Origin of the sequence: Kribbella sp. NPDC049584, from assembly GCF_040675555.1 — a bacterium.
In the GTDB taxonomy this organism is placed as follows: domain Bacteria; phylum Actinomycetota; class Actinomycetes; order Propionibacteriales; family Kribbellaceae; genus Kribbella.
Genome location: NZ_JBFAPF010000001.1, coordinates 347655 through 366908, shown reverse-complemented (window position 1 = coordinate 366908; position 19254 = coordinate 347655). Strand labels below are relative to the sequence as shown.

The 19254-nt window shown below is 66.9% G+C and carries 17 protein-coding genes and 1 pseudogene; 6 read left to right on the top strand and 12 right to left on the bottom strand.

Going from position 1 to position 19254, the window contains the following annotated elements; translation table 11 throughout:
- The first annotated feature begins 32 nt into the window (after positions 1 to 32).
- Positions 33 to 995, top strand: a complete 963-nt coding sequence (locus tag AB0J62_RS01770; RefSeq protein WP_363863054.1) for a CoA ester lyase — start codon at positions 33 to 35, stop codon at positions 993 to 995.
- Here the strand turns inward: AB0J62_RS01770 and AB0J62_RS01765 are convergent.
- Together AB0J62_RS01765 and AB0J62_RS01760 are read right to left on the bottom strand one after the other, a co-directional pair.
- Positions 992 to 1606 (bottom strand): VOC family protein, encoded by a 615-nt coding sequence (locus AB0J62_RS01765; RefSeq protein WP_363863051.1) that lies wholly within the window; start codon positions 1604 to 1606, stop codon positions 992 to 994. The genes AB0J62_RS01770 and AB0J62_RS01765 overlap by 4 nt on opposite strands.
- A gap of 41 nt (positions 1607 to 1647) precedes the next feature.
- Positions 1648 to 2304 carry a peptidylprolyl isomerase gene (locus AB0J62_RS01760; protein WP_363863048.1) on the bottom strand — a complete coding sequence of 219 codons (657 nt, stop codon included), beginning with the start codon at positions 2302 to 2304 and terminating at the stop codon, positions 1648 to 1650.
- Between the two features lie 131 nt (positions 2305 to 2435).
- Here AB0J62_RS01760 and AB0J62_RS01755 point away from each other — a divergent pair, with 131 nt between their 5' ends.
- Positions 2436 to 3884, top strand: coding sequence for a serine/threonine-protein kinase (locus AB0J62_RS01755; RefSeq protein WP_363863045.1), 1449 nt, complete (start codon positions 2436 to 2438; stop codon positions 3882 to 3884).
- Positions 3885 to 3991: 107 nt separating this feature from the next.
- A complete protein-coding gene (locus tag AB0J62_RS01750; protein ID WP_363863042.1) occupies positions 3992 to 5182 on the top strand; it encodes an acyl-CoA dehydrogenase family protein in 1191 nt (396 codons plus the stop codon).
- 73 nt (positions 5183 to 5255) lie between these two features.
- Here AB0J62_RS01750 and AB0J62_RS01745 read toward each other — a convergent pair whose 3' ends face one another.
- Positions 5256 to 6281, bottom strand: a complete 1026-nt coding sequence (locus tag AB0J62_RS01745) for a winged helix-turn-helix domain-containing protein (RefSeq protein ID WP_363863038.1) — start codon at positions 6279 to 6281, stop codon at positions 5256 to 5258.
- Positions 6282 to 6456: 175 nt separating this feature from the next.
- Positions 6457 to 7563: a magnesium and cobalt transport protein CorA gene (locus AB0J62_RS01740; protein ID WP_363863035.1), complete on the bottom strand. Its 1107-nt coding sequence runs from the start codon at positions 7561 to 7563 to the stop codon at positions 6457 to 6459.
- A 76-nt stretch (positions 7564 to 7639) separates the two neighbouring features.
- Here AB0J62_RS01740 and AB0J62_RS01735 point away from each other — a divergent pair, with 76 nt between their 5' ends.
- Positions 7640 to 8170: a general stress protein gene (locus AB0J62_RS01735; RefSeq protein ID WP_363863032.1), complete on the top strand. Its 531-nt coding sequence runs from the start codon at positions 7640 to 7642 to the stop codon at positions 8168 to 8170.
- A gap of 47 nt (positions 8171 to 8217) precedes the next feature.
- Complete coding sequence (locus AB0J62_RS01730) at positions 8218 to 8772, top strand: MaoC family dehydratase (RefSeq protein WP_363863030.1); 555 nt, start codon at positions 8218 to 8220, stop codon at positions 8770 to 8772.
- A gap of 3 nt (positions 8773 to 8775) precedes the next feature.
- On the opposite strand, the gene AB0J62_RS01725 is transcribed toward AB0J62_RS01730, so the two are convergent.
- The 4 genes from AB0J62_RS01725 to AB0J62_RS01710 are packed head-to-tail and all read right to left on the bottom strand — an operon-like array spanning position 8776 to position 13175.
- A complete protein-coding gene (locus tag AB0J62_RS01725; protein ID WP_363863027.1) occupies positions 8776 to 10080 on the bottom strand; it encodes an alpha-L-fucosidase in 1305 nt (434 codons plus the stop codon).
- Positions 10081 to 10124: 44 nt separating this feature from the next.
- Positions 10125 to 10973: a carbohydrate ABC transporter permease gene (locus AB0J62_RS01720; RefSeq protein ID WP_363863024.1), complete on the bottom strand. Its 849-nt coding sequence runs from the start codon at positions 10971 to 10973 to the stop codon at positions 10125 to 10127.
- The gene (locus AB0J62_RS01715) at positions 10963 to 11904 is read right to left on the bottom strand and encodes a sugar ABC transporter permease (protein WP_363863021.1); all 942 of its coding nucleotides are present in this window, start codon (positions 11902 to 11904) and stop codon (positions 10963 to 10965) included. The genes AB0J62_RS01720 and AB0J62_RS01715 overlap by 11 nt, the downstream gene beginning before the upstream one ends.
- A complete protein-coding gene (locus AB0J62_RS01710; protein WP_363863018.1) occupies positions 11904 to 13175 on the bottom strand; it encodes a sugar ABC transporter substrate-binding protein in 1272 nt (423 codons plus the stop codon). The genes AB0J62_RS01715 and AB0J62_RS01710 overlap by 1 nt, the downstream gene beginning before the upstream one ends.
- Before the next feature lie 138 nt (positions 13176 to 13313).
- Between AB0J62_RS01710 and AB0J62_RS01705 the strand changes: the two are divergent.
- Positions 13314 to 13991 (top strand): annotated as a pseudogene (locus AB0J62_RS01705) (FadR/GntR family transcriptional regulator); the annotation flags it as partial.
- 40 nt (positions 13992 to 14031) lie between these two features.
- On the opposite strand, the gene AB0J62_RS01700 reads toward AB0J62_RS01705, so the two are convergent.
- Genes AB0J62_RS01700 through AB0J62_RS01685 form a run of 4 tightly spaced genes read right to left on the bottom strand, consistent with a single transcriptional unit; the run spans position 14032 to position 19065 of the window.
- Positions 14032 to 15882 carry a xylan 1,4-beta-xylosidase gene (locus AB0J62_RS01700; protein WP_363863015.1) on the bottom strand — a complete coding sequence of 617 codons (1851 nt, stop codon included), beginning with the start codon at positions 15880 to 15882 and terminating at the stop codon, positions 14032 to 14034.
- 12 nt (positions 15883 to 15894) lie between these two features.
- Positions 15895 to 17469: a glucoamylase family protein gene (locus tag AB0J62_RS01695; RefSeq protein ID WP_363863012.1), complete on the bottom strand. Its 1575-nt coding sequence runs from the start codon at positions 17467 to 17469 to the stop codon at positions 15895 to 15897.
- A 10-nt stretch (positions 17470 to 17479) separates the two neighbouring features.
- Positions 17480 to 18292, bottom strand: a complete 813-nt coding sequence (locus AB0J62_RS01690) for a carbohydrate ABC transporter permease (protein ID WP_363863009.1) — start codon at positions 18290 to 18292, stop codon at positions 17480 to 17482.
- Positions 18292 to 19065, bottom strand: a complete 774-nt coding sequence (locus tag AB0J62_RS01685) for a sugar ABC transporter permease (RefSeq protein ID WP_363863006.1) — start codon at positions 19063 to 19065, stop codon at positions 18292 to 18294. Before AB0J62_RS01685 ends, AB0J62_RS01690 begins: the two co-directional genes overlap by 1 nt.
- Positions 19066 to 19254 lie beyond the last annotated feature (189 nt).

Sequence of the window (19254 nt, the reverse complement as noted above, 5' to 3'; positions counted from 1 at the left end):
CGGTGACCGGTGGGTAACCGAGTGGAGGTCCGATGTCCGAGCAGGTTCTACGCAGTCGGCGGTCATGTCTGGCCACGCCCGGGTCCAACCCGCGGTTCCTGGCCAAGGCGAAGGGGCTGGATGCGGACCAGGTGTTCCTGGACCTCGAGGACTCGGTCGCGCCGATCGCGAAGGCGGACGCCCGGAAGAACATCGTCGCCGCCCTGAACGAGGGCGGCTGGGGTACGAAGCTCCGCGTGGTCCGGGTGAACGACTGGACCACCGAGTGGACCTACGCCGATGTGATCGAGGTCGTCGCCGGCGCCGGCGCGAACCTCGACTGCATCATGCTGCCGAAGGTGCAGACCGCCGAGCAGGTGGTCGCGCTCGACCTGCTGCTCACCCAGTTGGAGAAGGTGCACGGGTACGAGCCGGGCCGGATCGGCATCGAGGCGCAGATCGAGAACGCGCTCGGCCTGACCAACGTGAACGCGATCGCGCAGGCCTCGCCGCGGGTCGAGACGATCATCTTCGGCCCGGCCGACTTCATGGCGTCGATCAACATGAAGTCGCTGGTAGTCGGCGAGCAGCCGCCCGGGTACGACGTCGGCGACGCCTACCACTACATCCTGATGCAGATCCTGATGGCCGCGCGGGCGCACGGCAAGCAGGCGATCGACGGCCCGTACCTGCAGATCAAGGACGTCGACGGCTTCCGCCGCGTAGCGGGCCGCTCGGCCGCCCTTGGCTTCGACGGCAAGTGGGTCCTCCACCCAGACCAGATCGCCGCGGCGAATGAGGTCTACTCGCCCCGCCAGGAGGACTACGACCACGCCGAGAACATCCTCGACGCGTACGACCACTACACGTCGGCCGCAGGCGGCGCCCGCGGCGCAGTGATGCTCGGCGACGAAATGATCGACGAGGCCTCCCGCAAGATGGCCCTGGTCATCTCCGCCAAGGGCCGCGCCGCCGGCCTCACCCGCACCGACATCTGGCAACCCCCGGCGGACTAGGGCCCGACCTGGGCCATGATCGCGAGTAGGTGGCCGTCGGGGTCGGGGAAGAAGGCCATCCATTCTTCGATGCCGTTGTCGTGCTTGTGGATCAGGTGCGGCGCCTGCTCGAAGTCGACGCCGCGCGCGGAGAGTTCGTCGTACGCCGTCTGGATGTTGTCGACGCGGAAGTAGATGATCGACGGTTCGCCGGCGGTTTCGGTGGTGCTGAGGAACAGGCGGGTGCCGCCGCAGTCGAAGAAGGCCAGGTCTCCGAAGGTGTAGAGGTGAGGGAGCCCTAGTACGTCGCCGTAGAACGCCACCGCTTTCTCGATATCGGTGACCGAGCGGGAGATCTGTCCAATTGCGCCCAGTTGCATCATCTCGACGCCTCCTCCTTGTCCTTGTAGGGCACTGTCGGCGGGCACACCGCGCCAGCTGCGAAGCTCGGCCCGGCGGTGCAGGCCGAGCTTCAGCAAGGCGTTCGCGACATGGAACTTGACCGCATCGACGCTGACCCCGCGACGCTGCGCGATCTCGCGGTTCGACATGCCGTGGCGCACCATGTGCACCACCCGCCACTCGGCAGGCGTCAGTACGTCGGGATGTCTCGGTCGTCCGCGGGTGCCCACGTCGCCACGGTAAGGCCGGGAGGCGGCGAATTACCCTCCCCTCAGCGGCTCCAGACCTTGTAGATGCGGATCGGCTCGACCGGCGGCCCGTCCTGGTCGGGATCGGCGATGCCGGCGGCGACCATGCGGTCGAGCGTCGACATGCCGGCGATCACGTGGCCGAGGACGGTGTAGTTCGGCGCGATGTTCGCGAACGAGTGCACGACGAAGAACTCGGAGCCGTTGGTGCCCGGGCCCTGGTTGCCATAAGCAACAGTGCCGCGCGGGTACGTCTCCTTGCCGGTCACCTCGTCCGGGAACTTGTACCCCGGTCCGCCTTCCTCCTGGCGGTAGATGTCGCCGCACTGCAGTACGCCGAGCCGCGCCGAGTTCGTCAGCCGGAAGCACTGCGTCGAGTCGTAGAACCGGCTCTTCACCAGGTGCACGAAGTTGTGCACACCGCACGGCGCGTTGGCGCGGTCCATCCGGACGACGAACGGTCCGTAGTTCGTCACGAAGAACACGTCGACCGTGCCCTTCGCGCGCGCCTTCGCGGACGGGATCCGCACCGGCTTGGCGGCCGGGTTCTCGGGTGTGGGCGTGAACTCGCACGTCACGACCGGCTTCGGGTGCCGGACGGGCGTTGCGGACGCCGTCGAGGTGGTCAGCGTCGCGGCGACGAGGGTGGCCGCGATCAGGGCGGGTATCGATCGCTTCATGCGACACACCGTAGTACTCCGATCGCAGCCTGCAGAGGTTCCGGAAGGCTTTCTCAAGGATTCGGCCGCGGACTCGATCATCCCGCGCTTCCCGCCTAAGGTGTTGCGGTCCACTGCGGAAGGTGTGGTTTGTGAACGGCGAGGTACTGGCAGGTCGGTACCGATTGGTGACCCTGCTCGGCAGGGGCGGTGCAGGTGAGGTCTGGCAGGCCGAGGACACCGTGCTCGCCCGGCAGGTGGCGGTCAAGCTCCTCAGGAGCCTCGACGGCGACCCCATGGACGCGGTGCAGCGCTTCCAGGCGGAGGCGCAGGCCGCGGCGCGGCTGTCCCATCCGAACGTGGTTGCGACGTACGACGTAGGCGCTGCCGGCGACCACGTGTTCCTGGTGATGGAGCTGGTCCAGGGCCCCGACCTCCAGAAGCTCATGCGTACTGCGGGGCTCCCGACAGCCGATCTGGTCACGGACATCGCCACCCAGGGCGCCCGCGCGCTGGACGCGGCGCACGAGGCCGGGATCGTCCACCGCGACGTGAAGCCGGGCAACCTCCTGCTGGCACCCGACGGCACGCTCAAGATGACCGACTTCGGCATCGCCAAGCGCGCCGGCAACGAGACGACCGGACTGGGCGTCCTGCTCGGTACGGCGTCGTACGTGTCGCCGGAGCAGGTCCGTGGCGAACCGGCCACGCCCGCCAGCGACTGGTACTCGTTCGGCTGCGTCCTGCACGAGCTCCTGACCGGTACGCCGCCGTTCACCGGGCCGACCGTCGACGTGGTGATGCGCCAGCACCTCGACGCACCCCCGCCGCCGATCACGCGCACCGACGTACCGCCGGAGCTGTCGAACCTCGTCACGCACCTGCTGGCGAAGAACCCGGCAGACCGCCCGTCGTCGGCCGCCGACGTGGCTGCACTCCTCGCACCGGCCAACCAGACCCAGGTGCTGGCGTTCACACCGCCTGCAGCAGAGGACGTCCTCGGCGTCGGCAGGTGGGAGGACGACGACGACCAGGCTGCCGCCAGCGGACACCGAGCACCGCGACGTACGCTCCCACTGGCAAAGATCGGTGTTGCAGCCGCTGTCGTCGTAGCGGGTGTAGTAGCCGCGCTGCTGCTCCGATCCGGTGTAACAACCGATCCGCCGGCACAGGCCAGCGGTACGCCGTCAGCGCCCGTGGTGAAGGCGACCAGCGCACCCAAGACCACGCCGAAGCCCGAGCCGACGCCTTCGAAGACTCCGTCGAAGAAGCCCACGCCCAAGCCGACTCCGAAGCCGACGCAGCAGAACCCACAGGCGGCACTGGTGCAAAACCTGCGCACACTCGCCGCACAGGTCCGTGCGACGCAGCAGGGCAGCCACAGCAAGGCACCTCGCGACGCGGCGCAGCAGCTGGACCGGGCTGCCGAGGCGATCGACCACGGCGACATGGGTGCGGCCGCCCGGAACTTCTACGCAGCCCGGCAGCGGCTGTTCGAGGCGCAGCAGCGCCACCGCTGGCAGGCGACCCCGCAGATCGCTGCTCTGTTCCAGTCCATCGGGCAGGCGCTCCCACGCCCGGGCCACGACAACAACGAGTGAGCCACGCGACCTCCGCCAGGTGGTCGATGTCACAGCGGGTGTCACCCTCGTGCCGGGATGCTGATTACCGCGATACTCGCGGGTAAGCCGGTCGAAGGAGGCGCAGCATGAGCAGGTTGCAGCAGACCGAGGGGCTCACGGACATTCAGGAAGAGATCCTGAAGACGGTCCGGGCGTTCGTCGAGGCGGAGATCCTCCCGGTCGCCACCGAGCTCGAGCACCGCGACGAGTACCCGACCGAGATCGTCGAGGGCCTCAAGGAGCTCGGCCTGTTCGGGCTGATGATCCCCGAGGAGTACGGCGGCCTGGGCGAATCGCTGCTCACCTACGCACTGTGCGTCGAGGAGATCGCGCGCGGCTGGATGAGCGTCTCCGGCATCATCAACACGCACTTCATCGTCGCGTACATGCTGCTGCAGCACGGCACCGACGAGCAGAAGCAGAAATACCTGCCGCGGATGGCGACCGGCGAGGTGCGCGGCGCGTTCTCGATGTCCGAACCGGGCTGCGGTTCCGACGTCGCGGCGATCAAGACCAAGGCCACGCGCGAGGGCGACGGCTACGTGATCAACGGCCAGAAGATGTGGCTGACCAACGGCGGCTCGTCGAACCTCGTCGCCGTCCTGGTGAAGACCGACGAGCAGCAGGACTCTGTCTACAAGAACATGACGACGTTCCTGGTCGAGAAGGAGCCCGGGTTCGGCGAGGTCGACAAGGGCCTGACCGTGCCGGGCAAGATCGAGAAGATGGGCTACAAGGGCGTCGACACCACCGAGCTGGTCTTCGACGGCTACCGGATCGACGGCGCGCAGATCCTCGGCGGCGTACCGGGCAAGGGCTTCTACCAGATGATGGACGGCGTCGAGGTCGGCCGGGTGAACGTCGCGGCGCGTGGTTGCGGTGTCGCGCGGCGGGCGTTCGAGCTGGGCATCTCGTACGCGCAGCAGCGGGAGACGTTCGGCAAGAAGATCGCCGATCACCAGGCGGTGCTGTTCCGGCTGGCCGACATGGCGGTCAAGGTCGAGGCGGCACACGAGCTGATGGTGAAGGCGGCCCGGAAGAAGGACAGCGGCTCGCGCAACGACTTCGAGGCCGGCGTGGCGAAGTACCTGGCGAGTGAGTACTGCGCGCAGGTGGTGGAGGACTCGTTCCGCATCCACGGCGGGTACGGGTTCTCCAAGGAGTACGAGATCGAGCGCCTCTACCGCGAAGCGCCCATGCTCCTGATCGGAGAAGGCACAGCCGATATCCAGCGCATGATCATCGGCCGCCGCCTGCTCGAGGACTACAAGCTCTGACGGACGCACGCTGGGTCGACAGGCGGGGCGGTGCCGGTCGGCCCAGCGTGCGGCGGGGCAGGGGATGTGGGGGCTAGACGGGCGTCCGCGCCGGAGGCCGGGAGTGGCCGGAGCCGTAGCCGGACAGCAGCCAGATGCCCAGCTGGGTGATCTCGTGGCGTACCGAAGCGCCGGCTCGGCGGGTGGTGATGAGGCCGGCCTCCCGCAGTACGGTCGCTTGGTGGCTGGCTGCGGCTGGGGAGATGCTGCAGCGTTTCGCCAGCTCCGTCGTCGTACAGCCGCTGACGGTCGCCTCCAGGGCGGCCGCGCGGGTCGAGCCGAGCAGTGAGCCCAGCGGGTCACTCGACAGCGCAGACTCGGCAGACTCCGCCGACGCCTGCCGCAGGATCCCCGGCGCATGCTGGATCGGGTACACCAGGATCGGTTTGAGGTCCGGGTCCCGCAGCTTGGTCGGTACCTGCCAGCAGAACGCCGAGGGCTGCAACTCGATTCCCCTGCCATCGAGATACAGATCGCGGTCGTTCATGTCCAGCACCTGCAGGACCGGCGCGACCCACCGGACCCGCGGATGCAGCGACGACAGCAGCCGGTCCACCCCGTGCCGGGCCAGCGCCTCCCCACGATGGGCGTGGTCCGCGGACACATGCGTGCCGATCGACTTCCAGTACGGCGCGATGGCCGCGTCGTGGTACGTGCGGATGGCCCGGCCGAGCTTGTGCATCGACATCCGGCCGCCCTGCGCCAGCTCCCTGGTCCACGGCGACGCCGGCCGGTACGTCCCTAGCAGGTCAAGCTGGCTGCGGAGTTGTTGCCGCGGCGTCGCCAGCGCCTGCTCCAGCGCGGAGTCGAAGTCCGGTGCGGACTCCGCGGGCGTCAGGAAGTCGGGAGAGTAGCCCTTCGAGGGCGTGAGCTCCAGCAGCAGCCGCATCTGGTCCGGCGCGACTCTGGCCCGCACCTGGCGGCGCCAGTCCTCGAAGATCAGCCGGCCGTCCGAGTGCTGCAGCATGTGCAGGCTGAGCAGTACCTCCCAGAGGGGCGCCGGCTTGGTCGCGACGGTGACGCGGGCGAGGTCCCGTGGCGTGAAATGGATTCGAAGCACCGCAAGTCCCTCCCCTTGGTCGCAGAACGTGCTCGATTCCTGACCGAACGCGACGGCAGAATTCAATCAAGGCGGCGGATTGGTCCACAACCGTTTGAACATTCCAATCCGCAGGTACTCCCGGCCATGGCAAAAGGTTGCCAAGTCGCCTATCGGACGGTAGAGAACACCTGCATCACAGCCAGTGGTTCCGCTTGAACAAGCGGTAAAGGACGACACACGCGGATGCCATGACGCCGAGGACGACGAAGTACGCGTACTTCAGGCGCAGTTCGGGCATGTAGTCGAAGTTCATGCCGTAGATCCCGGCGATCATCGTCGGCACCGCAAGGATGGCGACCCAGGCCGAGATCCGCCTCATATCCTCGTTCTCGGCCACCTGCAGCTGCGCCAGCCCGGCCTGCAGGATCGAGCTGAGCAGCTCGTCGAACGAGATCACCTGCTCCTTCACTCGTTGCAGGTGGTCGTCGACGTCGCGGAAGTAGTTCCTGGTCTCCTCGGCGATCAGCGGGTTCCGCAGCGTCGACAGTGCGCGCATCGGACCGGTCAGCGGTGCCACGGCCCGCTTGAGCTCCAGGACCTCGCGCTTCAGCTGATAGACCTTGTCGATGTTCCGCCAGCCACGCGGCGTGAACATGCCGGTCTCGATCGAGTCGATGTCGGCCTGTACGGCGTCCGCGACCTCCAGGTACCGGTCGACGACGTGGTCGGCGATCGCGTGCAGTACTGCGCCCGGACCGGCGGCCAGCCGCTTCGGCTCCTTCTCCAGCTCCTGGCGCAGTCCGGTCAGCTCGCTGTGCTCACCGTGCCGGACCGTGACGACGAACCCGGCGCCGCAGAAGACCATGACCTCGCCGGTCGCTACCACCTCGCTCGTAGCGGTGAGATCCCGGTGCGGGACGTACGTGACCGTCTTGAAGACCGCGAACAGCGTGTCGGCGTACCGCTCGAGTTTCGGGCGCTGGTGTGCCTCCGACGCGTCCTCGAGCGCCAGCGGGTGCAGACCGAACTCCTGGCCGATGATGGCGAGCTGGTGTTCGGTCGGCTCGAACAAGCCGATCCAGACGAACCCCTGGCCGTGCCGGGCCCGGTCCAGCGCGTCGGTGTACGAATTGACCCGCTCGTCGCGTACACCGTCGCGGTAGAGACCCCAGTCGATCAGGGCGCCCTCGAGCTTGCCGGTGACGACCTCGTCCGGCGTACGGCCGTCAGCGCCACCGTGGCGGGCGAAGGCCCGTCCTACTCGGCGTGTCGCGCCCATGTCCCACCGTCGCCCGGCCATCACGGCGAGGCTATCAAGACGCGGTAACCAGCTGTCGGCAATGATGGGGGGTGGACGCACGTGGAGAGGAACGACGATGACCGCGCAGGGCATGCCCTCGATGGACCCCAGACCGACCGGTCTGACGATCGGGACGTACGACACCTACCGGGAGGCGCAGCGAGCTGTCGACTATCTCTCGGACGAGAAGTTCCCGGTGCAGCACACGACCATCGTCGGCAACAACCTGCGCCAGGTGGAGAAGATCACCGGCCGGCTGACGTGGGGCCGCGCGCTGACCGCGGGTCTGGCCAGCGGCGCCTGGTTCGGTCTGTTCGTCGGTCTGCTGCTGGGGCTGTTCACGACAGGCAACTGGCTCGCGGCGCTGCTCACCGGTGTGGTGCTCGGTGCGTTCTTCGGGTTGGTGTTCGGTGGCCTGAGCTACGCGCAGTCCGCGGGCCGGCGTGACTTCACCTCGCGGACCGCGGTGGTGGCGACGACCTACGACGTACTGTGCGACTTCAAGTTCGCTGAAGAGGCCCGGAACCACCTGGCGAAGCTGGCGCTGAAGGGTGAGGTTCACCCGGTCATGCCCGACCACCCGGTGCAGCAGCCCACCCAGGACTGATCGGGTGACGTATCTCTCGCCTCGGTGAGAGCCAGACCACGGTCCGGATGCGCCTGGACCCGGCAGCATGGGGAATCCAGGACCGAGGAGGAACCGCGATGCAGTTCGGGCGCAGCTACGAGGAGTTCGAGGTCGGTGCCGTCTACAAGCACTGGCCGGGCAAGACGGTGACGGAGTACGACGACCACCTGTTCTGCCTGCTGACGATGAACCATCATCCGCTGCACCTGGACACGCACTACGCCGAGGAGACCACCCAGTTCGGCAAGAACGTTGTGGTGGGCAACTACATCTACTCGATCCTGCTCGGCATGTCCGTCCCCGACGTGAGCGGCAAGGCGATCGCGAACCTCGAGATCGAGTCACTCCGCCACGTCGCCCCCACCTTCCACGGCGACACCATCTACGGCGAGACCGTAGTCCTGGACAAGTGGGAGTCCAAGTCGAAGGACGACCGCGGCATAGTCCACGTAGAAACCAAGGGCTACAAACAAGACGGCACCGTAGTCTGCCTCTTCCGGCGCAAGGTAATGGTCCCCAAGAACAGCTACCTGGAAAGCCGGGGCGGAGAACAGCCTGGCCGCCCCACCCCGGCTTCCTGAGGTTCAGAGGAAGAGTTCGATTACCGGGACCTCGACGTTCGGGCGTTGGATGGGGAGTTTGAGGGTTAGCGTGTCGGGGGAGACGCCGCCCATGCGGGTGTTCTGGGCGGTTTGATTGGGGTCGTTGGGCATGCGCTTGATCTCGGAGGCGTCGTTCAGGAGTTGGGCGTATTTGACCTTCCCGCCCAGGCCAGGGAGGTGGACGTGGCCCATCGGCCAGGAGAACAGGTGCAGGTAGAGGCGGTTGCCCTTCTGTGTGTAGCGGGCGTCGGTGGGCGGCGTGTACTCCGAGGGTCGCGCACCGCGGATCGACCGCTCGTGCAACCGCATCCACTCACCGATCGACGCCAGCGTCGCCAGCGCGCGCGGGTCGAACTCGCCGCGCCCGGTCGGACCGACGTTCAGCAGCAGGTTGCCGTCCTTGGAGACCGAGTCGACCAGCATCTTCACCAGCGTCTCCGGTGACTTCCAGTCCAGGTTGTCCCGGTCGTACCCCCAGCTGCCGTTGAGCGTCTGGCACGCCTCCCACAGCACCGGTACGCCGTCGCGCTCCATCGGACCGTCCGGCTGGTACTGCTCCGGCGTCACGAAGTCCCCAGGGATGTCCAGCCGGTCGTTGATCAGGATGTCCGGCTGCAGCTCCCGCACCATCGCCATCAGCTCGACGGACCGCCACTCGTCCTTACCCTTGCCGTTGCCCGGACCGGGAAGACCGTCCTCGCGGTTGCGGTTCGGGTACGAGAAGTCGAACCACATGATGTCGATCGGCCCGTAGTTCGTCAGCAGTTCACGCGTCTGCGCGTGCAGGTAGTCGGCGTACACCTGGACGTCCCGTCCCGCCGCCTTCGCCTGCGCTTCCTCGTCGTACCGCTGCGGGTGGAGGACGTCGATCGGGAACTCCGGGTGGTGCCAGTCGATCAGCGAGTGGTAGAACCCGACCCCGAGCCCTTCGGCCCGGCACGCCTCGACGAACTGCTTCACGAGATCCTTGCCCGCACCCCAGGCGGTGTGCGCGACCGTGTAGTCGGACACCTCGGAGTCCCACAGGCAGAAGCCTTCGTGATGCTTGGTCGTGAGTACGGCGTACTTCATCCCGGCGCCACGGGCGGCAGCGGCCCACTTGCGCGGGTCGTAGAGGTCAGGCTCGAAGTGGTCGAAGTACGGCTGGTAGTCCTCGTCGGTCAGCCGTTCACGGTTCTTCACCCACTCGTGCCGGGCCGGCAGCGAGTACAGGCCCCAGTGGACGAACAGGCCGAACCGCCAGTCGCGGAACTTCTCGACAGAAGCCGCGGGAGGCGTATCAGTCATCAGAACTCCTAATGAAGGAAGGAAAGAAGGGGAGGGGGCGGGGTTCAACGGCCGCCGAGTCCGGTGACGAGCAGACCGCGGACGAGGTGTTTCTGCAGCAGGACGACGAGCAGGACGGTCGGGATCATCGCCATCACCGACGCCGCCATCATCAGGTTCCACTGGGTGCCCTGCTGGCCGACGAACTGCGCCAGGCCCAACGGCACCGTGCCCTTGTCCTCGACGCTGTTGATGATGATCAACGGCCATAGGAAGCTGCCCCAGAAGCTGATGAAGGTGAAGACGGTGAGTACGGCGATGGCCGGCCGCGCGAGCGGGAGCATGATCCGGAAGAACGAGCCGAACGGACCGCAGCCGTCCACCCGGGCCGCCTCCTCGAGCTCGGCCGGGACGGTGAGGAAGAACTGCCGCAGCAGGAACGTGCCGAACGCGGTGAACGCCCAGGGCAGGATCAGGGCCCAGTAGCTGTCCACCCAGCCGAGCGACTGCATCAGCCAGTACATCGGCACGATCAGCACTTCCTGCGGCACCATCAGCGTGCCGAGGAACAGCACGAACAGTTGCTCACGGCCCCTGAATTTCAGCCGCGCGAAGGCGTACGCCGACATGCTCGAGGCAGCGACCACCACCAGCGTGCCGGCCACCGCCACGAACAGGCTGTTCAGGAAGTAGCGGTCGAACGGCGCGAACGTGAAGGCGTCCGCGTAGTTCTTCCAGCGGATCTCGGAGCCGAACAGGTGCGGTGTCGGTGTGAACACCTCGTCGGCGGGTTTCAGCGACGTCGACACGGCGTACACCAACGGCCCGAGGAAGACGATCGCGACGATGATCAGCAGGGTGTGCGAGACGCCGCTGCGGACCTTGCGGACGGCGCTGTTGGTCTCAGACGTCATAGTTCACCCACCGCTTCTGGCCGAGGAACTGGATCGCGGTGATGCCCATGATGATCACGAACAGCACCCAGCCGGCCGCCGAGGCCAGCCCCATCGTGAGGAACTGCCAGCCCTGGTTGTAGACGTACATGACGATGGTCTGGGTGGCCACGCCCGGGCCGCCCTGGGTCAGGATGAACGGCTGCGCGAACACCTGGAACGACGTGATCAGCGTCATCGTGGTGGCGAAGAACATCGACGGGGTGATCATCGGCCAGGTGATGTAGCGGAACCGCTGCAACGGCCCGGCGCCGTCGATCTGCGCGGACTCCAGCTGTGACTGCGGCACCTGGTCGAGCGCGGCCGAGAAGACCAGGAAGTTGTACCCGAAGCCCTGCCAGATCGACATCGCCACGATGGCCGGCATCGCCCAGGTCGACGAGCCGAGGAAGTTCGGCGCGTCGATGCCGAACCAGCTCTGCAGGCCGCCGTCGATCAGCCCACCGGGCTGGAACAGCAGCCGCCAGACCATCACGTTGGCGACCATCGGCGTCATCACCGGGATGAAGAACAGCACCCGGAAGATCTGCCGGCCCTTGATCTGCGGGCCGAGCCAGACCGCGAGCCCGAGCGAGACGACCACGTTCAGCGGCACGTACAGCACCACGAACAGCACGGTGTTGAGCACGACCCGGCGGAAGACCGCGTCGTGCAGCAGGTGCGAGTAGTTGCCGAGGCCGAGGAACGAGCGGGTGCCGAACACCGGCCAGTCGAACAGGCTGATGCCGAGCGCCATCGCGGTCGGGAACAACGTGAACAGGGCCAGCCCGCCGAGGCTCGGAGCCAGGAAGACCGACGCGTACCGACCGTCCCGTCGCAACGCGGGCCGGCGCCCCGCCCGGGCGGCACCTACAGGTGCGCCCGGGGGAGCGACGGTTGTGTCGGTTGCCATCAGGAACCAGCGCCCGCCTGGTCCTGGATGGTCTTCAGCGCCTGGTCCGGCGGGATCTCGCCGTTCAGCGCCTGCGTCCCGAACCGGTTGAGCAGGTCGGCCACCTGGACCCAGTTCTTCGAGGTGACCAGCGGGATCGAGTGCTCGGAGGCGTAGTCGATCGTCTCCTTCGCGCCCGGGATGTTCGCGGCGGTGAACCAGACCGGGTGCGCCACGGTACGGGCCGGGTACGCGCGGCCGGCCTGGGCCAGCACGGTCAGCGGCTTCTCACTGGTCATCGACATGATGGCCTGGAAGGCCGCGTCGGGCGTCTTGCAGGACCGGGCGATACCGAAGCCCGAGCCGGCGGTGTAGGTCTTGGAGCCGTCCGGACCGGCCGGGATCGGCGCGATCCCGAGGTCGAACTTGACCTTGCCCTTGGTGTCGATCAGCGACCACGGCCCGTTCAGCTGCATCGCCGCCTTGCCGCCGGTGAACTGCTGGGTCTCGAAGTCCGGGTTGCCGCCCGGCACCTGCGGGGCGATCTTGTCGGTCTTGACGAAGTCGGCGTACTGCGAGAAACCCTGCTCGAACTTCGAGTCGGTCAAGTTGAGCTTGCCGTCGGCCAGCGGCTCGGCGCCGGTCATCGTCCGCACCCAGGACATCGTGCCGAGGTCGCCGGGGGTCGTCACCAGGCCGGTCTTGCCGGCGGCGGTCAGCTTCTTCGCGGCGGCCTTGAACTCGTCCATCGTCCAGCCCGGCTTGGGGTCAGCTACGCCGGCGGCCTTGAACATGTCCTTGTTGTAGAAGATCACCATCGGGCCCGAGTCGTACGGGATCGCGATCTGTTTCCCGTCCGCCTTCAGGCCGTCCATGATCGGCTTGTCGAAGTCCTCGGCCTTCAGGCCGTACTTCTTCATCAGGTCGTCCAACGGCAGCATCGCATTGGCGTAGGACGCCATCCGCAGACTCTGCATACCGATGATGCAAGGTGCTTTGCCGCCGGCGAGCGTGGTCCCGATCTTCGACCAGTAACTGTCCCAGGGAGCGCCTTGGAGCTTGACGGTGATCCCGGCGTGATCGGTATGGGCCTGGTCGGCGACCTTCTGCCAGGCTGCCTGATCCTCGCTGCCGGCGACCCAGAACGCCCAGGTCAGGTCTGCCTTGTCGGCCGATCCCGAACTACTGCCGCTACTGCCGTTGTTGCCCCCGCAGGCGGTCACGGCGGTCAGGGCCAGGACCGACAGAGCGGCGGTGACCCAGCGGCGTGTCCGCGCCGGTGTTGCTTTCATCGCTGACCTCCAGGGACAGTGCTTGAAATTCAAGAAACGTACTGATTCATCCGATCTATAGTCGGAGGCATTCGGCGCAGTCAACACCTCAGGGCCATAATTCACGACCTGAACCGGCAATTCCGCCCTAGACATCCGATGTATGGTGCAGGAACATCGGATGTCTCAGCAGATTCAGGAGGTGAGGCGATGCGCGTCACCGACGAGGCGATCGATCGGATCAAGCAGATGATCGTGGCCGGGGAGCTGCGGCCCGGCGATCGCTTGCCGCGGGAGGCCGACCTGGCCGCCCGGCTCGGCCTGTCCCGGAACTCGTTGCGCGAGGCGGTGAAGGCGCTCGCGCTGATCCGGGTGCTGGAGGTCCGGCAGGGCGACGGCACGTTCGTCACCAGTCTCGATCCGTCGCTGCTGATGGAGACGATGGGTTTCGTCCTCGACCTGCATCAGGACGCGTCGGTGCTGGAGTTCTTCGAGGTACGGCGGATTCTCGAGCCGGCCGCGGCGGCCCGGGCGGCGTTGCGGATGGCGGACGACGACATCGCGGCACTTCGCAAGATGCTCGACGAGCTGGGGCCGGAGCCGGCGGTCGAGGATCTGCTGACCAGCGACGTGGAGTTCCACAAGGTGGTGGCGCTGGGCAGCGGCAATCGCGCCTTGGCCTCGATCATCGACAGTCTGCGGCAACCGACGTACCGGGCGCGGATCTGGCGGGGACTGACGCAGAGCGATGCCGTCACCCGGACGCTGGCCGAGCATCGCGCCATCCTCGATGCGATCGAGGGACGCGAGCCGGAGGTGGCCAGGTCCTGGGCGACGGTGCACATCGCGGGGGTGGAGCGGTGGATCCAGGAGGCGGTCAACCTCGATGAGCCTGACCGGGGCGGTGGGGTGGGGAAAGCAAGGGGTTCTGCAGCTCCACGAGAACTGCGGAAGGCATCGGGAGGGACAGTTCGACCGTTCCGTCGTGCAACTCCAGTGGAGTACTGACGAGCTTGGTCTGCTCGGCCAGCTCGGCGAGCTGGTCGTCTGGCGGCCAGTCCGGCAGATCCTTCGCCGCCGTCGCTACATCGGCTACGCCGATCTCCAGCGTGGTCGCGGTCGCCTGCCAGGACGGATCAACGCCGGGTAGCTCTAGACGGATGTTTCTCGACAGCTCCGATGCGCCGTTCGCCTTCGTCTGATCAAGCGTGAGGTTCCACAGCAGGACGGCGACGCGGTCGCGATCGCGGGACGCCCAGGCCTCGATGAGGCTGTCGGCGCCGTCGCCGGTGAGGGTGACGGGGAGCTCGACCGGGCCGAGCCGGCTCAGGAGAGTCATCGCGTGGTAGCGCGGTTTCGCCAACCCGCCAACGGTTTGCAGGCCGAAACCACCGTGCAGCAGCCGCGGTGGACGACCGAGCTCTTCGAAGTGATCCGACGCGACCCAGTACGAGAGTGCGTCGATCCGGCCGGCCGCCGACTTCATCCCGCGGAGCAGGAACACCCCGGAGAAGACCGAGTCGTTGATCGGGTTGAAGTGCGTCGGCGTCACGCCCCACTCGGTCCACAGGATCCGCAGGTCGCCGTACCCGTGCCGCTCCAACGACGCCCGTACGTCGAGCGGCGGTGAGCCGTAGGTGTGCGTGGAGACGAAGTCGATCGGCGTACCATACCGTTTGGTATGGTCGAGCAGGTCGTCGACCCAGCCGGCCGCGGCGGAGGACGGGCCGCCGACCGCGAGCCGGGGATCGACCGACTTCACGGCCGCCGCGGATACGTCGTAGAGCTGCAGCCATTCGGTCTTCGTGCCGGACCAGAAGACCTCGAGGTTCGCCTCGTTCCAGACCTCGAAGTCCCAGGTCAGCACTTCGTCCAGGCCGTACCTGTCGACGAGATGCTGGACCAGTGCGCGGACCAGGTCGTACCACGCGTCGTACGACGCCGGCGGCGAGATGATCGCGCCGTACTCGAAGACCGTCTTCGACGGGTCGGCCGCCAGCTCCCGGGGCATGAAGCCGAGCTCGACCACCGGCCGCAGCCCGATCGCGAGCAGCTTGTCGTAGATCGTGTCCACGACCGAGAAGTCGTAGCCGGACTCGGTGATCACATGCGTGTCGTCGTGAAAGATCGCGTGCGCGCGAACCGTGCGTACGCCGATCTCGTCGTGCATCCTGCGCAGCGCGTCCTCGAGTTCCACCCCGATCTCGTGCCCGCCGGTCCGGTCGGTGCAGAGCAGCTGGCTGAGTCGTTCGCTGCCGATCATCGGCACCCACGGCTTGGCCAACTCGGTGCCAGCAGCAACCACATCCACGCTCACGTCGACCGTCGGAACGATGCCATCGGCAACCAGAGGCACCGCGCCGACGGTCTGGCTCGGCCTCCCCTTCAGCACCGTCACCTCGGGAACGCTCGCCACCGCATAGCGGTACGGCGTTCCCGCGGTGACGGTCGTGTCGACGTACGGCGGCGACGGGACCGACAGCACGTCGCCGCTGTGGTGGTCGACCGGCTGCAGCGGACCGCGCTCACCCGTGCCCCGGAGAATCAAGTACCCGGCGGCACCGTCGACCGGAGTCCAGTCGATCGTCACCTGACCGACACCGCCGACCGCACGGACCTCCTTGGGTGGGTCGAGGTCCGGGAAGGCGAACTCGCGCTCCTCGTCGCTGCGGAGCGCGATCCGCTCGTCCCAGTCCGTCCGTGCCGATCGCTGGGCGTCGTTCTGCATGAAGGAGGTCTCCTATTCGAGGCCGGATTCGAACTGTTCCATCCCGATCAGCGGCCGGATCCGGCTCTCCACCGTCCGGCTGCCGAAGCTCCGCCGGATCAGGTCGTTGCCGAACACGTTGCCGATGGCACCCATCACCATGGCCTGGTCGAGGGACAGGTACCGCTTCGCGATCAGCCCGGACTTCACCGCGACCGAGTCGTAGAAGCCACCGCCGCCGTACGCGTGCAGGGTCGTCTCGATCTTGCTCAGGTTGTCGATCGCCTGCCGCGGGGCGTACGCCATGGCGAGGAACGCAGCATGCGGCGTGACGACGCCGTCGCCGTACGTCGGGTTCGGGTTGGTGCCCTCACGACAGCCCTCGAAGCCGCCGTCGTAGTTGGTGCCTTCGAGGTCGGACGGGTAGCCGCCAGGGTCCATCCCGAGCGGCTCGACGCCGTAGACGGAGTACCCACCCTTCGGGTTCGATGCCGGCGAGAAGCCCCAGTAGCCATAGCGAGCATCGTCGAGGCCGTGCTCGATCTGCGCTCGGACCGTGAGCGGGTGGTTGATGCCCCAGCTGCGCGGCGCCCAGGTCGCCTCCGGGACGAACAGGTCGGGCATCAGCGACTCGAACATGTCGCCACCCCACGACGGGACGATCCGCATGCCGCGGTACGAGTAGGTGCCTTCGAAGACGTCGAGTCCGAGGTACGTCCGGTGCACCCCCTTCGGCTTCTGCTCCACCCACGACCAGTCGCAGGTGTCCGGGAAGGTGCGGTACGTCGCGAAGTACTGCGTGTGCGGGACCTGACCGAGTGCGAAGCCCATGTAGCCGGCGATCCGCGCCTCGGTGTTGCAGGTGTCGTAGTGGAACTTGCGGTAGTAGACATCCGGGCCGACGCCGGCGTGGTTGCCCTTGTCGGTCTCCTCGTCCGGCGGCGGGGTCTCAAAGAATCCGCCGCGCATCAGGCCGCCGGGCCGGGCGTCGGGGTTGTAGTAGAACTTGAAGTTCATCCGGCCGAGCACCGAGTCCGCCAGGGCGCGAGCTCGCGGCTCGGCGTTGCGGACGACCATCAGCGCGCAGGCGAACCAGGCGTTGTCGACACTCGAGACGAACGGCGTGATCGGCTTGGTGCCGTCCGGATCGACGTAGCGCACGTCACCGGTCGCTTCGTCGTACCAGTTGAAGTACATCCCACTCGGCTCGTGATGTACGGCGTTCTTCATCGTCGTCAGCGTCTGCGTGATCCGCCGCAACGACTCCTGCGGCGAGATGATCCCGAGGTGCTTGGCGACGACCGTGCTCCACAAGTAGCCGCCGATGTTGGTGGGCGAGGTGTAGTTGCTCCGCACCGGGCTGGTCACGGACTCGCCGATGTTGTCGGCCGGCAGGCCGGTGTGCTCGTCGGTCATCGCGACGAGGCTGCGCCAGGTGTCACGGGCCCACCGCCCGACGAGGGCCTTGTCTTCGCGGCTCGGCTTCCATCCGCCTTTGAGCAATGCGGCGGGATCGGGCGTTCCTCCGAAGGCGGGTGAGGCGGCTCCGGTAAGCGCAAGCGCTCCGGTCGATGCGAGTAAGGTCCGGCGACTGATGGTGGCGGTCATCAGAGTTCTCCTATTTGAGTCCGGTAATGGCGATGCCCTTGGTCACGTGCCGCTGGAAGGCGAGGAACATGACCAGCACCGGCAGTACGACGACGACCGCGCCGGCCATCAGCAGGCCGTAGTTCTGCGCGTTCTGTCCGGTCGAGTACAGCGCCAGGGCAACGGGAAGGGTGTACTTGTCCTCGGTCTGGGCGATCACCAGCGGCCAGAGGAAGTTGTTCCAGGAGCCGAGGAAGGTGAGGATGCCGAGCGTGGCCAGTGCGGGCCTGGTCAGCGGCAGCATGATCCGGGCGAAGATGCCCAGCTCGCCGCTGCCGTCGACGCGACCGGCGTCCATCAGGTCGTCCGGCAGCCCGAGGAAGAACTGCCGCATCAGGAACACGCCGAACGGCGAGACCAGGAACGGCAGGATCAGGCCGGGGTAGCTGTTCGCCAGCCCGGCGTTGGTGACGAGCACGAACAACGGGACGAACGTGACCATGCCCGGGATCATCAGCGTGGCCATCACCAGCACGAACAGCGCGTTGCGGCCCTTGAACCGCAGCTTGGCCAGCGCGTACCCGATCATCGAGCAGAAGGTCAGGTTCCCGGCGGTCACGATCAGCGCGACCAGTGTCGAGTTGACGAAGTACCGCGGGAAGTTCGCCTTGCTGAACAGGTCGTTGTAGTTCTGCGTGGTCGCGTCCTGCGGCCACCACGTCGGCGGGACACGGAGCAGTTCGCCCTGCGTCTTGAAGCTGCCGAGCACCATCCAGAGGAACGGTGCGGCCACGGCCACCAGGCCGAGCACTCCGATCAGGTAGATCCACCAGGTACGGCGCATCACTTCTCCCTCAGCAGCCGGAACTGGATGAACGTGATCACCGCGATCACGACGAACAGGATGTACGCCATCGCCGTGGCCAGCCCGTAGTTGCCGAAGCCGAACTGGTTGTAGGTGTACATCGAGACCGAGATCGTGCTGTTCAACGGGCCGCCCTGGGTCATCACGAACGGTTCCTCGAAGAACTGCAGGTAGCCGATCCCGGTGGTCACGCTGGTGAACAGGATCGTTGGCCTGAGCAACGGCATGATCAGGTACCGGAATCGTTGCCAGGAGCCCGCACCGTCGATCTGGCCGGCTTCCTCGACCGACTGCGGGATACCTTGCAGGCCGGCCAGGAAGATGATCATCGCGGAGCCGAAGTTCCGCCAGACCGCCATCGCGATCAGCGACGGCATCGCCCAGGTCTTCGACGCCAGCCAGTTGGGCCCGTCGATCCCGACCCAGCCGAGCGCGGTGTTGAGCAAGCCCGAGTCGGGCGCCAGCACGAACCGCCAGATCACCGCGATCGCGACGATCGACGTCACCACGGGCAGGTAGTACCCGACCTTGAACAGCGCCTGGAACCGCTTGACCCCGCGGTCCAGCAGCACCGCGGCCGCCAGCGCCACCACCAGCGTGAGCGGCACGCCGATCACGACGAAGTACGCCGTGTTGAACGCCGCCTTGCGGAACGTCTCGTCCTGGAACGCCTTGACGTAGTTCCCGAACCCGACCCCGTTCACCGCGAACGGCGTCCGCAGATCCCGCTGCCGGATATCAGTAAAACTCATCCCCAACGACCCAAGCACCGGCCCAGCCGTAAACGCCAAGAACAACAACACAAACGGCAGGATCAGCACCCAAGCCGCGGCGGTCTGGCGATCGAGCCGCCCGGCCCGGCGAGGGGCGGCGCGGCCGCCCGCTCCATCCGCCCGCGAGCGCCCGGCCCGGGCCTCCGGCCGGCCCACCGAGCCACCCGC

Excerpts from the sequence above, each read along its gene's own strand:
- AB0J62_RS01720 (WP_363863024.1), bottom strand. The coding sequence starts at position 10,973 with ATGACGTCTGAGACCAACAGCGCCGTCCGCAAGGTCCGCAGCGGCGTC.
- AB0J62_RS01760 (WP_363863048.1), bottom strand. The coding sequence starts at position 2,304 with ATGAAGCGATCGATACCCGCCCTGATCGCGGCCACCCTCGTCGCCGCG.
- AB0J62_RS01750 (WP_363863042.1), top strand. The coding sequence starts at position 3,992 with ATGAGCAGGTTGCAGCAGACCGAGGGGCTCACGGACATTCAGGAAGAG.
- AB0J62_RS01695 (WP_363863012.1), bottom strand. The coding sequence starts at position 17,469 with ATGACCGCCACCATCAGTCGCCGGACCTTACTCGCATCGACCGGAGCG.
- AB0J62_RS01725 (WP_363863027.1), bottom strand. The coding sequence starts at position 10,080 with ATGACTGATACGCCTCCCGCGGCTTCTGTCGAGAAGTTCCGCGACTGG.
- AB0J62_RS01730 (WP_363863030.1), top strand. The coding sequence starts at position 8,218 with ATGCGCCTGGACCCGGCAGCATGGGGAATCCAGGACCGAGGAGGAACC.
- AB0J62_RS01685 (WP_363863006.1), bottom strand. The coding sequence starts at position 19,065 with ATGAGTTTTACTGATATCCGGCAGCGGGATCTGCGGACGCCGTTCGCG.
- AB0J62_RS01715 (WP_363863021.1), bottom strand. The coding sequence starts at position 11,904 with ATGGCAACCGACACAACCGTCGCTCCCCCGGGCGCACCTGTAGGTGCC.
- AB0J62_RS01700 (WP_363863015.1), bottom strand. The coding sequence starts at position 15,882 with ATGCAGAACGACGCCCAGCGATCGGCACGGACGGACTGGGACGAGCGG.
- AB0J62_RS01735 (WP_363863032.1), top strand. The coding sequence starts at position 7,640 with ATGACCGCGCAGGGCATGCCCTCGATGGACCCCAGACCGACCGGTCTG.
- AB0J62_RS01710 (WP_363863018.1), bottom strand. The coding sequence starts at position 13,175 with ATGAAAGCAACACCGGCGCGGACACGCCGCTGGGTCACCGCCGCTCTG.
- AB0J62_RS01690 (WP_363863009.1), bottom strand. The coding sequence starts at position 18,292 with ATGCGCCGTACCTGGTGGATCTACCTGATCGGAGTGCTCGGCCTGGTG.
- AB0J62_RS01770 (WP_363863054.1), top strand. The coding sequence starts at position 33 with ATGTCCGAGCAGGTTCTACGCAGTCGGCGGTCATGTCTGGCCACGCCC.
- AB0J62_RS01740 (WP_363863035.1), bottom strand. The coding sequence starts at position 7,563 with ATGGCCGGGCGACGGTGGGACATGGGCGCGACACGCCGAGTAGGACGG.